Here is an 18888-nt window from a genome sequence, read left to right on the forward strand (position 1 = left end):
CAACTCATCCTATGCGGCGTGTTGTAGTTACCGGTCTTGGTATGTTAAGCCCTTTAGGTAATTCACCTGAAACTACTTGGCAAAATCTTTTGTTAGGTAAAAGCGGCATTAGTAATATCGAGCATTTTGATACTTCAGAGTACACCACTAAATTTGCAGGTCTAGTCAAAGACTTTTCTGTTGAAGATTATATGGCTAAAAAAGAGGCCAAAAAAATGGATCTTTTTATTCAGTATGGTGTAGCTGCTGGCGTACAAGCAATAAAAGATTCAGGTTTAGAAATTAACGAAGAAAATGCACATCGTATCGGTGCTGCTGTTGGTGCAGGTATTGGCGGATTAGGTTTAATCGAAGAAAACTTTGAGAAAATGTTAAAAACTAGTCCGCGTAAACTTTCACCTTTTTTCGTTCCTTCTACTATCATAAATATGATCGCTGGACATCTTTCCATTATGTTTGGGCTTAAAGGGCCTAACATCTCAATAGTAACCGCATGTACTAGTGGAGTTCACAATATTGGTCATGCCGCGCGTATGATTGCATACGGTGATGCTGATGCTATGGTTGCTGGTGGTGCCGAAAAAGCATCAACACAAATGGGAATGGGAGGTTTTGGTGCTGCACGTGCGTTATCGACGAGAAATGATGCGCCAGAACTTGCTTCTCGTCCTTGGGATAAAGATCGCGATGGTTTCGTATTAGGTGATGGCGCAGGTGTATTAGTGCTTGAAGAGTACGAAATGGCTAAAGCACGAGGCGCTAAAATTTATGCTGAGCTTGCTGGCTTTGGAATGAGTGGTGACGCTTATCATATGACTTCTCCACCAGCAGATGGTGATGGTGCTGCACGATCGATGCAAAATGCAATTAATGACGCTAAAGTTGATATTACTAAAATTGGTTACATTAATGCTCATGGTACATCAACCCCAGCGGGTGATATTGCTGAAACTAATGCTGTTAAAACTGTATTTGGTGATCATGCATTTAATACGCTAGTGGGCTCGACAAAATCGATGACAGGTCACTTATTAGGTGCTGCAGGCTCTGTCGAAGCTATATTTACCATACAAGCTCTTACACATAACCAAGTTCCCCCTACCATTAATTTAGATAATCCTGATGAAGGTTGTGATCTTGATTATATTAAAGGGCAAGCGCGAGACGTCAAACTTGAGTATGGTTTGTGTAACTCATTTGGTTTTGGTGGTACAAATGGTTCTTTATTATTTAAGAAAATATAAACATTAATGCCTATAAAGAAAGCATTTAGTTATTTTTGCCTTTTAAAAATAAAATACTACTTGAATAACAATAAATAAGCTTGAATACTGTGCTCAGTATTCAAGCTTTTTTATGATCTATTACTTATGTTATTTTATTCAATAAATGGTGTTCAAACCAGTCACGTATCAGTTAGTGATCGAGGTTTTGCGTATGGAGATGGTTTTTTCACTACTGCTAAAATTTGTGACGGCGTGATTGAATATCAGAGTAAACATATTGAACGTTTAAAAAAAGCCAGTGAAATTCTAGAAATTGCTCCTGTTGATTTTGGGCAATTAAATGATGAAATTACTGAACTTGCATTATCATATTCTTTAGCTGTTCTTAAAATAGTCATTACTGCTGGTGAAGGGGGACGTGGCTATGCTCGTAGTAATATGCTTAAACCGACTATTGTTATTTCTATTTTTGAGTTTCCATTGCACTATAATCAATGGATAAATGAAGGTATAAGTTTAGGCATTGCAAAAACACAACTTGGACTTAATCCACTATTACAAGGACTTAAGCACTTAAATCGTCTTGAACAGGTTATCTTGAGATCTGAACTTGATAAATTGCCTTTTGACGAATTAGTTGTGACTGATATTAATAACAATGTAATAGAAACAACAAGTGCTAATATTTTTTGGCAAATCGGAAAGATATGGTATACACCAATATTAAAAAATTCTGGTGTTAAAGGGGTCTTAAGACAGCAGATTTTAACATTATTTCCCGAAATAGTAGAAACAGAAGCCCCAGTGAGCGATTTACAAAAAGCAACTTCAATTTTCATTTCTAACTCTGTCATGGGTATAGTGCCAATACATACTTTTAATCAACGTAAATTAAACAACAATAGCCAAGTTTTTATGCAAAAACTTAGGGAGCTAATGTGAGTAGTTTCAATAAGTTAAAAAAAACGTTAATTGCGTTTGTTCTTTTTTTTATTCTTTCTATTGTTGCTGCAATTACGTTTATACATCACCAACTTGAACAACCTTTACAGTTAAAAGAAACACAATTGCTTACCTTAACTACTGGTACGAACTTCGGAGCGTTTACTAAACAACTTGTTTCATTGGGTGCTATAAACTCGAATATTTGGCTTAAAAGCTATGTGAAAATGTTTCCAGAAAAGGGGAAAATCAAAGCGGGAACCTATCAAATAACTCCACAAATGAATTCCATAGATTTGTTAGTATTACTACATTCAGGTAAAGAGCATCAATTTAGTATTACGTTTATTGAAGGCTCTACTCTTAAAGAATGGCTTAATATTTTACAAAACCACCCTGATATAAATCATACCTTAAACTCGTCTGATTATAGCTATATAGCAAAAGAAGTAGGGTTGGATCACACCTACCCGGAAGGTTTATTTTTTCCTGATACATATTTATTTACGGCTAATACGAGTGATCTTGATATTCTTAAGCGTGCTCATTCGAAAATGGATACTTTGCTGAATAATGAATGGGGGCAAAGGGATGAAAATCTACCTTATAAGTCTCCATATGAGGCCTTAATTATGGCCTCTATTATTGAGAAAGAAAGTGGACAGCATTCTGAGCATCAATTAATTTCATCAGTTTTTATCAACCGTTTACACAAAAATATGCGATTACAAACAGATCCTACTGTCATTTATGGTTTAGGTGAGCGCTATAAAGGAGACATAAAGCGGATACATTTAAGAGAAAAAACGCCTTATAACACTTATCGTATTAACGGATTACCGCCAACGCCGATCGCAATGCCTGGTAAGTCAGCAATTTCTGCGGCCTTGCATCCAGAGATGACTGATTATTATTATTTTGTCAGCAAAGGAAATGGTGAGCATGTATTTTCATCTAACTTAGAAGCACATAATCAAGCGGTTGCTAAGTACATTCTAAATAAATAGTTATTTAGTAATGCTCAGTTTTGATAGTGCCAGATTGACTTTATTGACATCAAGTGTGTTTTTGTGAAAAGCTAAATAAACGGGGAGTTGATACTCTTCAATAACGAGTTGTTTCACAGCTAATGCACTATAGTTGTTTTTTAAAATATTTTCGCCTACAACTTTATTTGTAATAACAGCATTCACTCTATTTAAGCTTAACATTTTAAACAAATTTTCGTTTGAACCTGTTCGATGAATTTTTGCTTCACTTATACCGTATTTTTCTGGTATATCTTTATCAATATCAATCCCATTTTGTATCCCAATGATATGATCAGAGAAGTTCATTTTATTGGTTTCATTTGGTTTAGTATAAAAGATGGCTAATTGAGTAATATGAATTGGTATTTCTGTATAAGTAAGATGTAACTCTCGATCGGAAAATTTTGCTAAAGAAAAGTAACAATCAAATTTATTATGTTTAATTTCTTCTTTTAGTCTAGCCCAAGGCAAATTTTTAACTTTGATAGTTAAATTTAAATTTTCAAATAACGGATTAATTATTGCCATGTCTAATCCTGTTAATTCTTTTTCTGACTTTCCAAAAATGGTAAACGGGGGATAGTGAGTTGTTGCACAGGTCAATGTTTGAGCCGCAAGATGTTTGGGGATAGCAAAAAATATCAGTAGGCTGAATGTTACAAGGTTCAAATAAAATTTCGATATAACGTTGTTCATTACTTTAGTGGCTACTGAAATAATGGTTAAGTATAGCAATGTAAAAAATACTTTAATAGTGTTTTAATTGTAGGCGTTTGTAGCCCAATATTTGTGTTGATTCACTTAAGAAAGGACAATATAAAAATTTTGAATTAATTAATTTTTTAGTTACCTATTAATTGATTAATTATAATCAGGATAGCTTTCATTTAAACTTATCTGTTAACATTACAAGATAAATGGCGTTGGCATTAAAATCTAAAGTTACAGCGTTTGACTTTGTCTAATGCTTACATTGGAATTGTCCTTAGAAAGGTATAATGAGTAAATGATACCTCCTCAAGTTAATCAAATATTTTATTAGTGAAAAATAAAGAGAAATTATATGCAAAAAGGCTTTATGGTTGTATTTGATGGCAGTAATGGCGCTGGAAAAACAACAGTTATTAATGAAGTTAAAAAATACCTTATTGCTAAAGGGATTGACGTTACATTAACGAGAGAGCCAGGTGGTACAGTAATTGGTGAAAAAATTCGAGAGGTTATTTTAGATCCGAGAACGCCAGAAATGACAGATATCACTGAGTTAATGTTATTTGGTGCGGGACGTGCACAACATATTCAAGAAAAAATAAAGCCTGCTTTGAAGGCCGGTAAAGTTGTAATTTCCGATCGTTTTGACGCTGCAACTTTTAGTTTTCAGCATTACGCAAGAGGAATTCCATTAGATACCATTACTCAAATTAATGACTTGGCATTAGCTGGCTTTTCACCTGATATGAACATCATTTTAGATTTGGATCCTATAGAGGGGCTTAAGCGAGTAAAAAGTCGTGGAGAAGGCCTTGATCGACTAGAAGATGAAAAACTAGATTTTCTAATAAAAGCACGTAATGGTTATTTGACTCAAGCTAAACTACAACCTAAAAAATTTACAGTTGTCGATGCTTCACAACCTAAAGAAGTTGTATTAAATCATGTAATTACCATTATAGATGCATTATTGAAAACAGTTGAGAATTATGAGTCTTTATAGTGTTAGGGTAGTCATCGATGATGCATAAATGGTTGAATGAGCAACAGCGCTCATTGTCTTCATTACTCAAGCAAAATCGCGTACCTCATGCGTTTATTATTTCAGGTGCAGATGGCACAGGTAAATTGTTATTAGCCCAATGGTTAATAGGTATACTTGCCTGTGAGAAGAATGGTTTTCAAGAAGATAATGTATATCCAAACGAAATTTTACAACAGTGTGGGGAGTGTAAATCATGTCAACTATTGAAAGGGCATGGACACCCTGACCATTTAGTTGTTGATACAAGTGGTAACAGTATTGGCGTCGATCAAATAAGACAGGTGACTACTTTCTTCGAAAAAACGGCCTTGCTCGGTAGAAATCAATCGGCAATAATAGAAGCCGCGGATACTATGACTGAATCAGCAGCTAACGCTTTACTTAAAACCTTAGAAGAGCCTACAGCAAATAGTCATATTATCTTATTAACTACCGAAATTTCACGCTTATTACCAACAATTATTAGTCGTTGCCGTCAAATATCGATAAGAGCAACAGATCAAGAACTTAATAATAATATTGCTATTAATTATGTAACAACTTTTGCTTCATTAAAAACAGAGAATGTAAATGGCGATACGGCTTTATTAAATGAGTTTATGTTGCTATTTTATCAGTTTCTTGCGAACCCTGAAGAACGTAGTAGACTATTGCTTTTTATGCAAACTCATACTCAGTCGTTAAATTGGTGTGAGGGACTTATTGCAGACTTAATGCGTTATAATCAAGGTTGGCTTAATAATAATGAAAATACAGCTATTGACCAACAGATACTTGCACGTTTACAGCATTTAACGCATGATGATATATGGCAAGTGCAACTTTTGATCAGCGCTTGTAAAAAACAAATATTACTTTTGACGCAAGCAAATAGAAATTTTCAAATAGAAAAATTACTTGCTCAAATGACTTTTTATTTAATTCAAGCATATGCAGTAGATAGGTAAAACGTGGAAATTATACAACTAGAGTTTGTGTCTGAAAGAGATTTGTATTTAGCGTATATGCCATTTTTAAAAAATGGTGGCTTATTTATTCGAACTACGGAGCATATTGAATTAGGCACTGAATTTAAACTAATTGTCATCTTGCCTGATTCATTAGAAGAGTCAGAAGTTGAAGGTAAGGTTGTTTGGGTAACACCTATAGGCTCACAAAATGGTACACCTGCGGGCATAGGCATCAGTTTTGTCAAAGACCCTGATAATATTAGACTCCAGATTGAAAAATCGATTACACGATTACTCAATTCATCTGAGCCAAGTTTTACCATGTAAACTGGCGCCATAATGGCTAAATTAACTTCATAAATTTCAATATCTCACGTAATAAATACTCATAAGGAGTCGTTTTGTATATCGATTCACATTGCCACCTTGATCGTTTAAAACTCGAAGAGTTTGATAATAACATTAGCAACGTTATATCCAATGCAGAGAAAGCATCGGTTAATCAAATGTTGTGTGTTAGTGTTACTCTTGCAGATTTTCCTTCGATGGTAGAAAAAACTGCATCTTTTGATAATGTTTTATTGAGTTGTGGCACGCACCCTTTAAATCAGGAAGACGAGGTTGATGAAAAATTGCTGCAAAGCTTATCTCAGCACGAACGTGTCATTGCTATTGGAGAAACAGGGCTTGATTATTTTTACGCCTCAGAAACTAAAAAAGTACAAATAGACTCATTTCGTAAACATATTAAAGTTGCTAAAATACTACAAAAACCATTAATTATTCATACACGTGATGCCCAACAAGATACCTTAGATATTATGAGAGAAGAAGGTGCTGAAAATGTTGGCGGCATATTACATTGTTTTACAGAATCTTGGGAGATGGCTGAGCAAGCCATCGCGATGGGATTTTATATTTCATTTTCAGGTATTTTAACTTTTAAGAGTGCTAATGAATTACGTGAAGTCGCGAAAAAAGTACCTGAAAATAGAATGTTAATCGAAACAGATTCACCATATCTTGCACCTGTACCGCATCGAGGCAAGCAAAATCAGCCAGCATATGTTGTCGAAGTTGCAAAGCACTTAGCTAGTATTCGCGGGCAGTCTGTTGAACAAATAGCAAAGATTACTTCAGAAAACTTCAATACCTTATTCAACCTAAGCTAGTCTAGATTCAATATACCCAATAAAAATAGCCCGAAACTTAAGTCTCGGGCTTAGGGGTATGGCTCAAAAGAGCTGAGCCGTGCGCTAACTAATTTATAATACTGCCAAAAATAATTAACTTGATGTTGCGAGCATTGGTTAATAAATAACCTGTTATATAATTGTAGCTCAAAGTTATCCAAAAGCTAATAAATAATCAAAAATTTGCAAGTAATTAAAAATAAAAGTTTATTTTATGGTTTTTATTAAAAAATCATCTGTGTTTAAAAAATAACAGCAAACTTAACCACCGTTAGCGCACAAGTTATTCACAGGGTGTAAAGACGTATTTATTTACAGTGCTGAACCTTAATTGTCGACATGTTGTAGGAAAAAAATTTAATATTTGTATTTTTATCTACTACTTAAGTTGTAATTGTCGACAATTATCGCTTGTTAGACTTGACTAAGGATTTTTTTAGGTTACCCTTTGACCTAACTTATATCTTTTGATCATTAATTATGGCGTCAAATAATCCTACTCAGCAAGAAGCTATTACTACTGCGGATAAAATCTTTCAAAAAATGCAAATAGCAATAGTTGAGGGTGATATCCCTTCTGGCAGTAAAATTAGTGAGCCTGAACTGGCTAAACAGTTTCAAATAAGTCGTTCTACGTTAAGAGAAGCATTAAATCGATTAGAAAAATGTCATTTGATAGAACGTAAGGCTAATGTTGGTTCTAGAGTTATAGAATGTACGGTTAAAGGTTTGCTTGATATTTATGTTGTTCGAGAGGCGCTTGAAGGAATGGCATGTAGACAAGCCGCATTAAATATGACTGATGAAGAAATTGTCGACATGAAAAGCATGCTAGCTCAGCATGCGACTTCAAAAGATTTACAAGATGGCGTTTCATATTACCAAGAACAAGGTGATTTAGATTTTCACTATCGCGTCATTTTAGGTAGCCATAATCAAGAGCTTATCAATATTTTGTGCGGGCAGTTATATCACCTTGTGCGTATGTATCGTTGTCAGTTTGGTATGAATAGCCCAAGGGCAAGTAAGGCATTTACTGAACACTCTCGGATTGTTGAAGCTATTGCTGAAAGAGACGGAGAGTTAGCCGAAATTTTAATGCGACGCCATATTGCGGCATCACGTAAAAACATTGAAAACAAAATAGCACTGAAAGATTCTTCAAGTGTATAAATTCGTTAAAAATAAGGACAAGCTATGTCTACGTTAGATTCTAAAAATATGTCACCTGGCGCTAAATTTCGCCAAGCATTAGCTAATAATAAGCCTTTACAGGTGGTAGGCACTATTAATGCTTATTGCGCGATGATGGCGGAGCAACTGGGGCATCAAGCTATTTATTTATCAGGTGGCGGTGTTGCCAATGCTTCCTATGGTTTACCTGATTTAGGCATGACCTCATTAAATGATGTTATCGCTGATGTTCAGCGAATTACGTCGGCTTCAAGCTTACCATTATTAGTTGATATTGATACAGGTTGGGGGGGAGCATTTAACATAGCAAAAACTATACGAGATATGGAAAAGGCAGGCGCAGCGGCTGTTCATATTGAAGATCAGGTTGCACAAAAACGCTGTGGTCACCGACCTAACAAAGAGATTGTTTCCCTTGACGAAATGGTTGATCGAATAAAAGCGGCTGTCGATGCAAGAACAGATAAAGACTTTTTTATTATGGCACGCACCGATGCTTTTGCTCAAGAAGGTTTAGAAGCTGCACTTAAAAGAGCTAAAGCTTATGTCGCAGCAGGCGCCGATGGTATTTTTGCCGAAGCAGTAAAAACGGAAGAACACTATAGAGCATTTACAGAAGCACTAGATGTACCTGTTCTGGCAAATATTACTGAATTTGGTCAAACCGAATTATGGAATAAAGAGCAACTAGCTGAATGGGGATGTGCGATGGTGCTATACCCACTATCAGCTTTTAGAGCCATGAATAAAGCAGCTGAATTAGTCTATAAAACGCTTTTAAAGGACGGAGATCAAAAAGCTGTCATTGATAATATGCAAACGAGAATGGAGCTTTATGATTATTTAGGTTACCACGATTATGAACAAAAACTGGATGCGTTATTTTCTGAAGGCAAAAATAAATAATGCTTGAATAAGTATCGCGTAACCGATTGTTTATTATAATAAAACTATAAATATAATTAAAATATTAAAGAATATGAGGAAGTTAGCATGGTTGACAAAAAATTAAGTGGCGCAGGTCTTCGAGGCCAAAGTGCAGGTGAAACTGCTTTATGTACAGTAGGTAAATCAGGTAGTGGTTTAACCTATTGTGGTTATGATGTGTCAGATTTAGCTGATAATGCAACCTTTGAAGAGGTTGCTTATTTACTTTTTAATGGTGAGTTACCTAGCCAAATTCAATTAACAGCTTATAAAAATGAATTAATGGCGATGCGAGATTTGCCCCAAGCATTAAAAGAAGTATTACAACGTATTCCTGCAAGTGCACACCCAATGGATGTTATGCGTACAGGCGCGTCATTTTTAGGTAACTTAGAACCAGAGGAAGATTTTAGCCAACAAAATAAGGCAGCTAATCGCTTATTAGCCGCTTTTCCTGCAATTATGACTTATTGGTACCGTTTTTCTCATGAGAATGTTGAAATTGATTGTGTAACAGATGAAGACACAATTGGTGGGCATTTTTTAAAATTATTAACAGGGAAAGCTCCTTCAGAATTACATCGTAAAGTCATGAATGTGTCATTAATTTTATATGCAGAGCACGAATTTAATGCCTCTACTTTTACTGCTCGTGTCTGTGCGTCCACATTATCAGATATGTACTCCTGTATTACAGGAGCTATTGGCTCTTTACGAGGCCCATTACACGGTGGTGCTAATGAAGCGGCAATGGATATGATTCAAAAATTTGAATCTCCTGAAGATGCTAAAATTCAAATGGCAGCGATGCTTGAACGCAAAGAAAAAATAATGGGCTTTGGACATGCCGTATATCGTACGTCTGATCCACGTAATGTTATTATTAAAAAATGGTCAGAAAAATTAGGCCAAGAATTTGGTGATAGCTCGTTATACGATATATCTGTAGCATGTGAAGAGTTTATGTGGGATACCAAAAAGCTTTTTTGTAATGCTGACTTCTTCCATGCATCAGCTTACCATTTTATGGGAATCCCCACTAAGCTATTTACACCAATCTTTGTATGCTCTCGTTTAACAGGTTGGGCAGCTCATGTGATGGAACAGCGTTCAAATAACCGAATTATTCGTCCGTCAGCTGATTATATTGGTGCGGAGCCTCGTTCAGTCAAACCAATTTCACAAAGATAAGAAACCAAATTATATAGTTAAACCTTGGTTACAATTGATTAATTAAATGATCAATTGTAACCATCGATAAAAGCGTTTTATACAATGTGATTGTAAAAAGCTTTATCTTTAAAAAAAATTGTAGGCAACATTATGAATTATGATTATCGCAAGCCACTTCCAGGCACTAATATTGACTTTTTTGATACACGAGAAGCTGTAGATGCTATTGAAAATGGCGCCTATGCAAAATTACCTTATACCTCTCGTGTGCTTGCAGAGCAATTAGTGCGAAAATGTGATCCTGCAATGCTAACTGAATCATTAAAGCAATTAATTGAACGTAAACAAGATTTAGACTTTCCTTGGTATCCTGCACGTGTGGTGTGTCATGATATTTTAGGTCAAACCGCATTGGTTGATTTAGCTGGCTTACGTGATGCCATTGCAGATCAAGGTGGAGACCCTGCTAAAGTAAACCCGGTTGTGCCAACACAGCTGATTGTTGATCACTCTTTAGCGGTTGAACATGCAGGGTTTGACTCCGATGCTTTTGATAAAAACCGAGCGATTGAAGATAGACGAAATGAAGATAGATTTCATTTTATTGAATGGACGAAAACTGCATTTAAAAATGTTGATGTCATACCTGCTGGTAACGGTATTATGCATCAAATTAACTTAGAAAAAATGTCGCCTGTTATACAATCTCGTGATGGAGTTGCTTTTCCTGATACTTGTGTCGGCACAGACAGTCATACTCCGCATGTTGATGCTTTAGGAGTTATTGCATTAGGTGTAGGAGGGTTAGAGGCTGAAACAGTAATGCTAGGCAGACCATCGATGATGCGTTTACCTGACATTATTGGTGTAAAATTAACGGGTCAACGTCAAGAAGGTATTACCGCTACTGATATTGTACTAGCAATCACTGAGTTTTTACGAAATGAAAAAGTGGTTTCAAGCTATTTAGAGTTTTTCGGAGAAGGTACAGTTAATTTAACGATTGGGGATAGAGCAACTATTTCCAATATGACACCTGAATATGGTGCGTCAGCTGCGATGTTTTATATTGACCAACAAACCATAGATTATCTGAAATTAACGGGCAGAGAGCCTGAGCAAGTAGCATTGGTAGAAAATTACGCAAAACAGACTGGCCTTTGGGCTGATGATTTAGCTGAAGTCGAATATGAACGAGTATTAGAGTTTGATTTATCGACCGTATGCCGCAATATGGCTGGTCCTTCAAACCCTCATCGCCGATTACCTACCACAGAGTTATCTAAGCGTGGTGTGGCTGGTGAGTGGAATAAAGAATCTGAATTCATGCCTGATGGGGCGGTTATTATTGCGGCGATCACAAGTTGCACCAATACCTCTAACCCTCGTAATGTTGTTGCTGCAGGGCTAATCGCTAAAAAAGCTAACGAACTTGGCTTAATTCGCAAACCTTGGGTTAAGTCATCTTTTGCTCCAGGATCAAAAGTTGCAAAATTATACCTTGAAGAGTCTGGCTTATTACCTGAAATGGAAAAGTTAGGATTTGGAATTGTAGGCTATGCGTGTACCACATGTAATGGTATGTCTGGAGCATTAGATCCAGAAATACAACAAGAAATAATAGATCATGATTTATATACAACAGCGGTGTTATCAGGTAATCGTAATTTTGATGGTCGTATACACCCTTATGCTAAACAAGCATTTTTAGCGTCACCACCATTAGTTGTAGCTTATGCGATAGCCGGAACCATAAGGTTTGATATTGAACAAGATGTGCTTGGTTATGATGAAAATGGCGAGCCATTAACGTTAAAAGACATTTGGCCATCAGACGAAGATATTGACGCTATTGTTAACAAATTTGTAAAACCTGATCAATTTAAAAAAGTATATACACCAATGTTTGATTTAGGTGCTTTTGAACCTGCTGAAAGTCCTTTATATGATTGGCGAGAACAAAGCACTTATATCCGTCGTCCGCCTTATTGGGAAGGAGCCTTAGCTGGAGAAAGAACAATGAAGGGTATGCGACCTTTGGCAGTATTAGGCGACAATATTACTACCGATCATTTATCACCTTCAAATGCAATAATGCTTGATAGTGCTGCGGGAGCTTATCTTGATAAAATGGGACTACCAGAAGAAGATTTTAACTCTTATGCTACCCACCGAGGTGATCATCTAACCGCGCAACGGGCTACATTTGCTAACCCTAAGTTATTCAATGAAATGTGTCGTGACGACAACGGTGAAATTAAGCAAGGATCTCTAGCACGTATTGAGCCTGAAGGCGTAGAAAGCCGAATGTGGGAAGCAATAGAAACTTATATGCAGAGAAAACAACCGTTAATAATTATTGCAGGGGCTGACTATGGACAAGGCTCTTCTCGAGATTGGGCTGCTAAAGGTGTTCGGTTAGCGGGTGTAGAAGTGATTGTTGCAGAAGGTTTTGAGCGTATTCACAGAACTAACCTAGTTGGAATGGGGATATTACCTTTAGAGTTCACCAATGATGAAACGCGCCACACTTATGAAATTGACGGCAGTGAAACCTATGATGTTGTTGGTGATCATGCACCAGGTGCTATGTTAAACGTTATAATGACACGGAAAAATGGTGATAGCGTTGAAATACCGGTTAAGTGCCGTTTAGATACGGCTGAAGAGCTTTCTGTATATGAAGCTGGAGGCGTATTACAGCGCTTTGCGCAAGACTTTTTAGCGGCTAATAAATAACGTATTTTAGTTTCCTAGGTATATTCTTAATTGGCGTTGTGTTTGCTCTTAACAATCACAATGCTGATTTTTTAAATTAAAAATTTTCTTAAGGAAGAATCGGCGTGACTTATTTACCTCAATTAAAAATACTAGCAACGTACATGCGTGGTGGAACATCAAAAGGGGTTTTCTTTAAACTCACTGATTTACCCAAAGCAGCGCAAGTTGCTGGTCAAGCGCGTGATAATTTATTGTTGCGCGTTATAGGTAGCCCTGATCCCTACGGTAAGCAAACTGATGGTATGGGCGGTGCTACATCAAGTACTAGTAAAACAGTGATTCTATCTAAAAGCACGAAAGCTGAACATGATGTTGATTACTTATTTGGACAGGTTTCAATAGATAAACCCTTTGTAGATTGGAGTGGTAATTGTGGCAATTTAACTGCTGCTGTAGGCTCATTTGCTATTAGTAATGGATTAGTCGATGCAAAACGGCTGCCAGAAAACGGAGTTGCTGTGGTGAGAATTTGGCAAGCGAATATTGAAAAAACTATTATAGCACATGTGCCAATGACAAACGGTGAGGTGCAAGAAACAGGTGACTTTGAGCTTGATGGTGTTACGTTTCCTGCTGCAGAAGTACAAGTAGACTTTGTTTCTCCTGTTGATGCCAGTGAAGCTATGTTCCCTACAGGGAATATTGTTGATGATATAGAGGTTGCCGGTATTGGCAGGTTTAAAGCAACGATGATTAATGCAGGAATTCCAACTATTTTTTTAAATGCTAAAGATATTGGTTATCAAGGTACAGAGTTACAAGAAGCGATAAATAGTGATGAAGAAGCGCTTGCTAAATTTGAATGTATTCGTGCTCATGGTGCCGTTAAAATGGGATTGATTAACAGCATTGAAGAAGCTTCTGGTCGTCAACACACTCCTAAAGTCGCCTTTGTCAGTCATGCGCAAAGTTATGTAACTTCGAGTAACAAGCACGTCAATGCAGAACAAATAGATTTGCACGTGCGCGCACTTTCTATGGGTAAGCTCCATCATGCCATGATGGGTACTGCCGCTGTGGCTATTGGCACTGCGGCTGCAATCCCTGGTACTCTTGTGAATATTGCTGCTGGAGGAGGAGAACGTAATTCAGTGGTGTTTGGACATCCTTCAGGAACTTTAAAAGTAGGGGCTCAAACTTTACAATTAGATGATAAGTGGCAAGTGAATAAAGTTTCTATGAGCCGAAGTGCACGCGTTTTAATGGAAGGTTGGGTACGAATTCCACAAGATAAATTGTAATTTATTTTATAGTGTTCATCTTCAGTTCATGGATAAACGGTATAGTGACAATTATTCACATTAAGCGATAGAGTCTGACTCGTAAGGAAAAGGTTATGTACTTTCGAAACATTAGTTTAGTTTTATTGATAAGTTTTATATCAACGTCAGTTTTGGCTAACGATAAAGGGATAGAAGTTGTTGGTAAAGCTGCTATCAAAGCTGTTCCTGATGAATTTTCAATTACACTTGAAATAAAACAACGCGGAGTAGTTGCAAGCAAAGCAAAAGGAGTTGTTGATCACAAAAGTAAGTTGTTAATGAGGGAGTTAAATAAAATTGGCTTTGATAATAAAGCCGTAGATTCGTCAAATATCGTGATGTATCCCGTTTATGAAAAGCCTTCTATTGTTATCGATAATTCTGTCGCTAAAAGTCGACTGTCTGAAAATCAGCGAATCGACACAACATTAGGGAATATTGTCGCTGAAAAAAATAGCATGGTATTGAGTTATTTTGATGTGACACGTACCTTTGTTATTGCATTTGATGATTTAGCCAAATATGACCAATTACTTGATGTGGTAACTAAAGTAGGTGTTAGTCACATTTCTTCTTTAACCATGTCGTATAAAGACAGTGAAGCTATTTATCAACAAGCGTTAACTAAAGCCTTAGAAAACGCAAAAGCTAAAGCACAAACTATTGCTAAGCAAATGAATGTTGAATTAGCAGGATTAACTTCATTAAAAGAGACTGGCTATCATGCACCTAAAGCCTATGCAATGATGAGTGAAGCTAGAGGAAGTTTTAACTCAAATGTTTCAGAAAAAGACGTTAATGCTCAAGTAATCGCCATTTTTTCAATCCAATCTAAGTAAATCATGTCTTTTCGGTGATAATGCTTTAATTTAAAGCATTATCACGGTATCTTATGCCCAATTTTAATCGTTAGTAAAATAGCATGAATAAATCTGAATTTTATCAGCAGCTGATTGCTCAAGCAGAAGTGTTAATTGCAGGTGAAAAAGATATTATCGCTAATATGGCTAATTTAAGTGCCTTATTATTTGAATCTTTAGAACACGTAAATTGGGCTGGCTTTTATCGAATAATCGATCAAGAGTTGGTATTAGGGCCTTTTCAGGGTAAGGTAGCATGTATACGTATACCTATTGGTAAAGGCGTCTGTGGTACCGCAGTCTCAGAAGTTAAAACCCAGCGTATTGCAGACGTGCATCAATTTATTGGCCACATTGCCTGTGATGCGATGAGTAACTCTGAAATTGTAATTCCAGTTAAATATCAAGATAAAGTAATAGCTGTATTAGATATTGATAGCGTTGTATTTTCTCGATTTGATGAAGAAGATCAACAAGGATTAGAAACTCTTGTTCATTGCTTAGAACAAAATATCGCGACTTATGGTATTAAATAAACATGAAAGAATTTATTGTTATTCATGATTATTTAGTTTCGGAAGAAGTTGTTGGCGATTGGGATGGCGATGAAGAGCAAGTTTGCGAGAAAATAAATGAAATTTATCATACTCTCTATGACTATGCAGAAGAAGATATCGCACCAGACGAATTAACGCAGTTATTAGAACTGGTGTGGGAACATTGGATTGGGCAGGATGTTTTGCCTGAATTAGAAAGCGAAGATATTAGTGATTGGTGTCATAATTTGTTAACCAACCGTGATCAGTATCTTACCGATTAAGAAATAGAAGTTAAGTTGTTTTTATGGAAACTAAGCGTACTAGTACAAAAGAAATTATTGCCTATTTAGTTGAAAAATTTCCTGGATGTTTTTCATTAGAAGGCCCTGTTAAACCTTTAAAAGTAGGTATATTCCAAGAGTTAGCTGAACAACTTGCGGAAGATGAAACAGTAAGCAAAACTCGTTTACGTCAAGCATTAAGACATTATACGAGTAGTTGGCGCTACCTTAAATCTATTAAATTAGGTGCTTATCGCGTTGATATTACTGGCGCTGAAGTAGCTGAAATAGATCAAGAACAAGCTGATTATGCAAGCAAAACGTTAAAAGAAAGCCAAGAAAAATTTGGTAACAAAATCAATAAAGACAAAGCCGCTAAAAAGCCTTATAAAGGTAATAGTAAAGGTGAAAACTCTGCGGGTAAAGTTTCAAATAAACCATCTAAAGACGATTCAAAATTCAAAACGGTTAAGTCTAAAAAGCAATCACCAGTAAAACCAGCAATTAAACTTAAGCCGATAGAAGATAGTGCGTTAACAGTAGGCGGTAAAGTGAAGGTTCAACTTGGTAATTCACCTTTAGATGCCATAATTACGGAAGTAATGGGTAAAGACGTCAGTGTACAACTTAATTCTGGCATGGTAGTTAAAACGCAAGCAAAAAATATTTTTACTGAATAATCTGGAGTAACAGGCATGCAAAAAATCTGTCGTATCGCTGTAGCCGTATCATTATCATTAGCTAGCGTAAATCTATTTGCGCTAGCTAAAGACGCAGATATAACGACGTTACCTATATTGGAACCAGAAACCCAGCATGCCACTTCAAGTAAGCGTATCAGCACTCAGTTTACCAGAGCGCACTATAAACCTGTTAAAATTGATGATGAGTTGTCTGCTCAAATTTTTGATCGTTATATTGAGCAGCTTGATTATAATAAAAATGTGTTTTTAGCATCAGATATAGAGTCATTCAAAAAGTATCGTTCAGAGTTTGATACTATTGTTTCTCGCGGAAAATTAGATGCTGCATATGAAATTTTTAATCTAAATATGCAACGACGCATGGAACGTTATCAGTTTGCCATTAGTTTATTAGACGAACCTTTTGATTTCACCGTAGATGAATCTTATTCATTTGACCGTGATGATGCTAAAAGACCAGAAACAGTTGATGAGCTTAATTCTCTTTGGCGTTCGAGGGTTAAGTATGATGCATTGAACTTAACGTTGGCGGGTAAAGAGTGGCCAAAAGTTAAAGAAATACTAACCAAACGCTACAACTATGCTATTAAACGTTTAAAGCAAAGTGAAAGTGAAGATGTCTTTCAAATTGTAATGAACAGTTTTGCTCGAGTAGTTGAGCCTCATACATCATACTTATCACCAAGAAATGCAGAACGCTTTCAAATGGATATGAACTTATCTTTAGAAGGAATTGGTGCAGTATTAAGAGCAGAAGAAGACTTTACCGTTATTCAAAGTGTCGTAAAAGGTGGGCCTGCTGATAAATCTAAACAGCTCAAGCCTAAAGATCGTATTGTTGGAGTTTCTCAAGACGAAGAAGATTTTGTTGATGTTGTTGGCTGGCGCCTAGACGACGTTGTTGACCTTATTAAAGGGCCTAAGGGCAGTAAAGTAAGGCTACAAGTTCAGGGTGATATTGAAAACAATGACGACACGATTAAAGTTGTCTCGATTGTCCGCGATAAAATTATATTAGAAGATCGTGCAGCCAAATCAGAAGTTTATTTTGAAAAAGAGGGTGATGAAACCAGTAAAAAGCTTGGTGTTATTACTATTCCTAGCTTTTACAACAACTTGTCACGAGATGTTAAGAAAGAAATTGATAAATTAAAACTGGAAAACGTTGAAGGGATAATCATTGACTTAAGAGGCAATGGCGGTGGTTCATTACCAGAATCTACATTATTGACAGGCTTATTTATTGATAAAGGCCCCGTTGTTCAGGTACGTGATGGCGCTAACCGAATTTCAGTACAACGCGATAAAGATGGTATTACATACTACGACGGACCATTAACGGTAATGGTTGATCGTTACAGTGCATCAGCATCTGAAATATTCTCAGCTGCGATTCAAGATTATGGTCGAGGTATAATTGTTGGAGAACATACTTTTGGTAAGGGCACCGTTCAACAACACCGTCCTTTAGGTAAGGTCTACGATCTTTTTGAGAAACCTTTTGGTAGTATTCAATATACTATCGCTAAATTTTATCGAATAAATGGTGGTAGTACCCAACACCGTGGTGTACTTCCTGATATTGCATTCCCAACGGCTATTGACCCTGAAGAATGGGGGGAGAGCAAAGAGGAGAACGCGCTACCATGGGATCAGATAAAGCAAGCACGTTATAGTAAACTTGACAACCTTGAAGCAAGTATTGCGAATTTAAATGAAAATTATAAAACGCGTATTAAAACTAATCGAGAATTTAATTATTTGTTGAGTGATATTGAAGAATATAAAATAGAGAAAGAAGACAAAACGATTTCTTTAAATTTAGCCAAGCGTAAAGCAAAAAAAGAAGCGCTAAAAGCTAAACAACTTCAACGAGCCAATGAAAGACTTGCTGTTTTAGGTAAAGAAAAGGTTACTTCGCTAGATGATTTACCAGAAGAGCTAGAAGAATTAGACCCGTTTTTAGATGAGACAGCCCGTATTACCTTTGATTTAATTACTTTGGGACAATTAGCTAAAAACAACCCTGTTCAATAGATTACTAAATTAAAGCAGATAAACGGTCCATT

The 18888-nt window shown here is 36.4% G+C and carries 18 protein-coding genes; 17 read left to right on the forward strand and 1 reads right to left on the reverse strand.

The window, feature by feature from the left end:
* Nucleotides 1–11: 11 nt before the first annotated feature.
* The 3 genes from fabF (at nucleotide 12) to mltG (ending at nucleotide 3175) form a co-directional block, all read left to right on the forward strand.
* A complete protein-coding gene (gene fabF, locus IE155_RS10120; protein ID WP_189378140.1) occupies nucleotides 12–1244 on the forward strand; it encodes a beta-ketoacyl-ACP synthase II in 1233 nt (410 codons plus the stop codon).
* A gap of 126 nt (nucleotides 1245–1370) precedes the next feature.
* Nucleotides 1371–2168 carry an aminodeoxychorismate lyase gene (gene pabC, locus IE155_RS10125; RefSeq protein ID WP_189378141.1) on the forward strand — a complete coding sequence of 266 codons (798 nt, stop codon included), beginning with the start codon at nucleotides 1371–1373 and terminating at the stop codon, nucleotides 2166–2168.
* The gene (gene mltG / locus IE155_RS10130) at nucleotides 2165–3175 is read left to right on the forward strand and encodes an endolytic transglycosylase MltG (protein WP_189378142.1); all 1011 of its coding nucleotides are present in this window, start codon (nucleotides 2165–2167) and stop codon (nucleotides 3173–3175) included. The genes pabC and mltG overlap by 4 nt, the downstream gene beginning before the upstream one ends.
* Here the strand turns inward: mltG and IE155_RS10135 are convergent, their stop codons facing one another.
* Nucleotides 3176–3868: a substrate-binding periplasmic protein gene (locus tag IE155_RS10135; RefSeq protein ID WP_189378143.1), complete on the reverse strand. Its 693-nt coding sequence runs from the start codon at nucleotides 3866–3868 to the stop codon at nucleotides 3176–3178. It lies immediately after the preceding gene.
* A gap of 394 nt (nucleotides 3869–4262) precedes the next feature.
* Between IE155_RS10135 and tmk the strand changes: the two genes are divergently transcribed.
* The 14 genes from tmk (at nucleotide 4263) to prc (ending at nucleotide 18856) form a co-directional block, all read left to right on the forward strand.
* Nucleotides 4263–4913 (forward strand): dTMP kinase, encoded by a 651-nt coding sequence (gene tmk / locus IE155_RS10140; protein ID WP_189378144.1) that lies wholly within the window; start codon nucleotides 4263–4265, stop codon nucleotides 4911–4913.
* Between the two features lie 17 nt (nucleotides 4914–4930).
* On the forward strand, nucleotides 4931–5902 hold the full coding sequence (locus IE155_RS10145) for a DNA polymerase III delta subunit-related protein (protein ID WP_189378145.1): 972 nt from the start codon (nucleotides 4931–4933) through the stop codon (nucleotides 5900–5902).
* Between the two features lie 3 nt (nucleotides 5903–5905).
* A complete protein-coding gene (locus tag IE155_RS10150; RefSeq protein ID WP_189378146.1) occupies nucleotides 5906–6232 on the forward strand; it encodes a PilZ domain-containing protein in 327 nt (108 codons plus the stop codon).
* A gap of 74 nt (nucleotides 6233–6306) precedes the next feature.
* Nucleotides 6307–7077 (forward strand): TatD family hydrolase, encoded by a 771-nt coding sequence (locus IE155_RS10155; protein WP_189378147.1) that lies wholly within the window; start codon nucleotides 6307–6309, stop codon nucleotides 7075–7077.
* Nucleotides 7078–7578: 501 nt separating this feature from the next.
* A complete protein-coding gene (locus tag IE155_RS10160; protein ID WP_189378148.1) occupies nucleotides 7579–8271 on the forward strand; it encodes a GntR family transcriptional regulator in 693 nt (230 codons plus the stop codon).
* A gap of 48 nt (nucleotides 8272–8319) precedes the next feature.
* Nucleotides 8320–9198: a methylisocitrate lyase gene (gene prpB, locus IE155_RS10165; RefSeq protein WP_189378233.1), complete on the forward strand. Its 879-nt coding sequence runs from the start codon at nucleotides 8320–8322 to the stop codon at nucleotides 9196–9198.
* Nucleotides 9199–9285: 87 nt separating this feature from the next.
* Complete coding sequence (prpC, locus tag IE155_RS10170) at nucleotides 9286–10410, forward strand: bifunctional 2-methylcitrate synthase/citrate synthase (RefSeq protein ID WP_189378149.1); 1125 nt, start codon at nucleotides 9286–9288, stop codon at nucleotides 10408–10410.
* 132 nt (nucleotides 10411–10542) lie between these two features.
* On the forward strand, nucleotides 10543–13131 hold the full coding sequence (acnD, locus tag IE155_RS10175; RefSeq protein ID WP_189378150.1) for a Fe/S-dependent 2-methylisocitrate dehydratase AcnD: 2589 nt from the start codon (nucleotides 10543–10545) through the stop codon (nucleotides 13129–13131).
* A 104-nt stretch (nucleotides 13132–13235) separates the two neighbouring features.
* Nucleotides 13236–14414 carry a 2-methylaconitate cis-trans isomerase PrpF gene (prpF, locus tag IE155_RS10180; RefSeq protein ID WP_189378151.1) on the forward strand — a complete coding sequence of 393 codons (1179 nt, stop codon included), beginning with the start codon at nucleotides 13236–13238 and terminating at the stop codon, nucleotides 14412–14414.
* Between the two features lie 95 nt (nucleotides 14415–14509).
* On the forward strand, nucleotides 14510–15274 hold the full coding sequence (locus IE155_RS10185; protein ID WP_189378152.1) for an SIMPL domain-containing protein: 765 nt from the start codon (nucleotides 14510–14512) through the stop codon (nucleotides 15272–15274).
* Between the two features lie 83 nt (nucleotides 15275–15357).
* Nucleotides 15358–15831 (forward strand): free L-methionine (R)-S-oxide reductase MsrC, encoded by a 474-nt coding sequence (gene msrC, locus IE155_RS10190; protein WP_189378153.1) that lies wholly within the window; start codon nucleotides 15358–15360, stop codon nucleotides 15829–15831.
* 2 nt (nucleotides 15832–15833) lie between these two features.
* Nucleotides 15834–16115, forward strand: coding sequence for a hypothetical protein (locus tag IE155_RS10195; protein WP_189378154.1), 282 nt, complete (start codon nucleotides 15834–15836; stop codon nucleotides 16113–16115).
* A 23-nt stretch (nucleotides 16116–16138) separates the two neighbouring features.
* Nucleotides 16139–16795 (forward strand): RNA chaperone ProQ, encoded by a 657-nt coding sequence (gene proQ, locus IE155_RS10200; protein ID WP_189378155.1) that lies wholly within the window; start codon nucleotides 16139–16141, stop codon nucleotides 16793–16795.
* 15 nt (nucleotides 16796–16810) lie between these two features.
* A complete protein-coding gene (prc, locus tag IE155_RS10205) occupies nucleotides 16811–18856 on the forward strand; it encodes a carboxy terminal-processing peptidase (protein WP_189378156.1) in 2046 nt (681 codons plus the stop codon).
* Nucleotides 18857–18888 lie beyond the last annotated feature (32 nt).

The sequence above is a fragment of the Thalassotalea profundi genome (assembly GCF_014653195.1).
Classification (GTDB): Bacteria; Pseudomonadota; Gammaproteobacteria; order Enterobacterales; family Alteromonadaceae; genus Thalassotalea_B; species Thalassotalea_B profundi.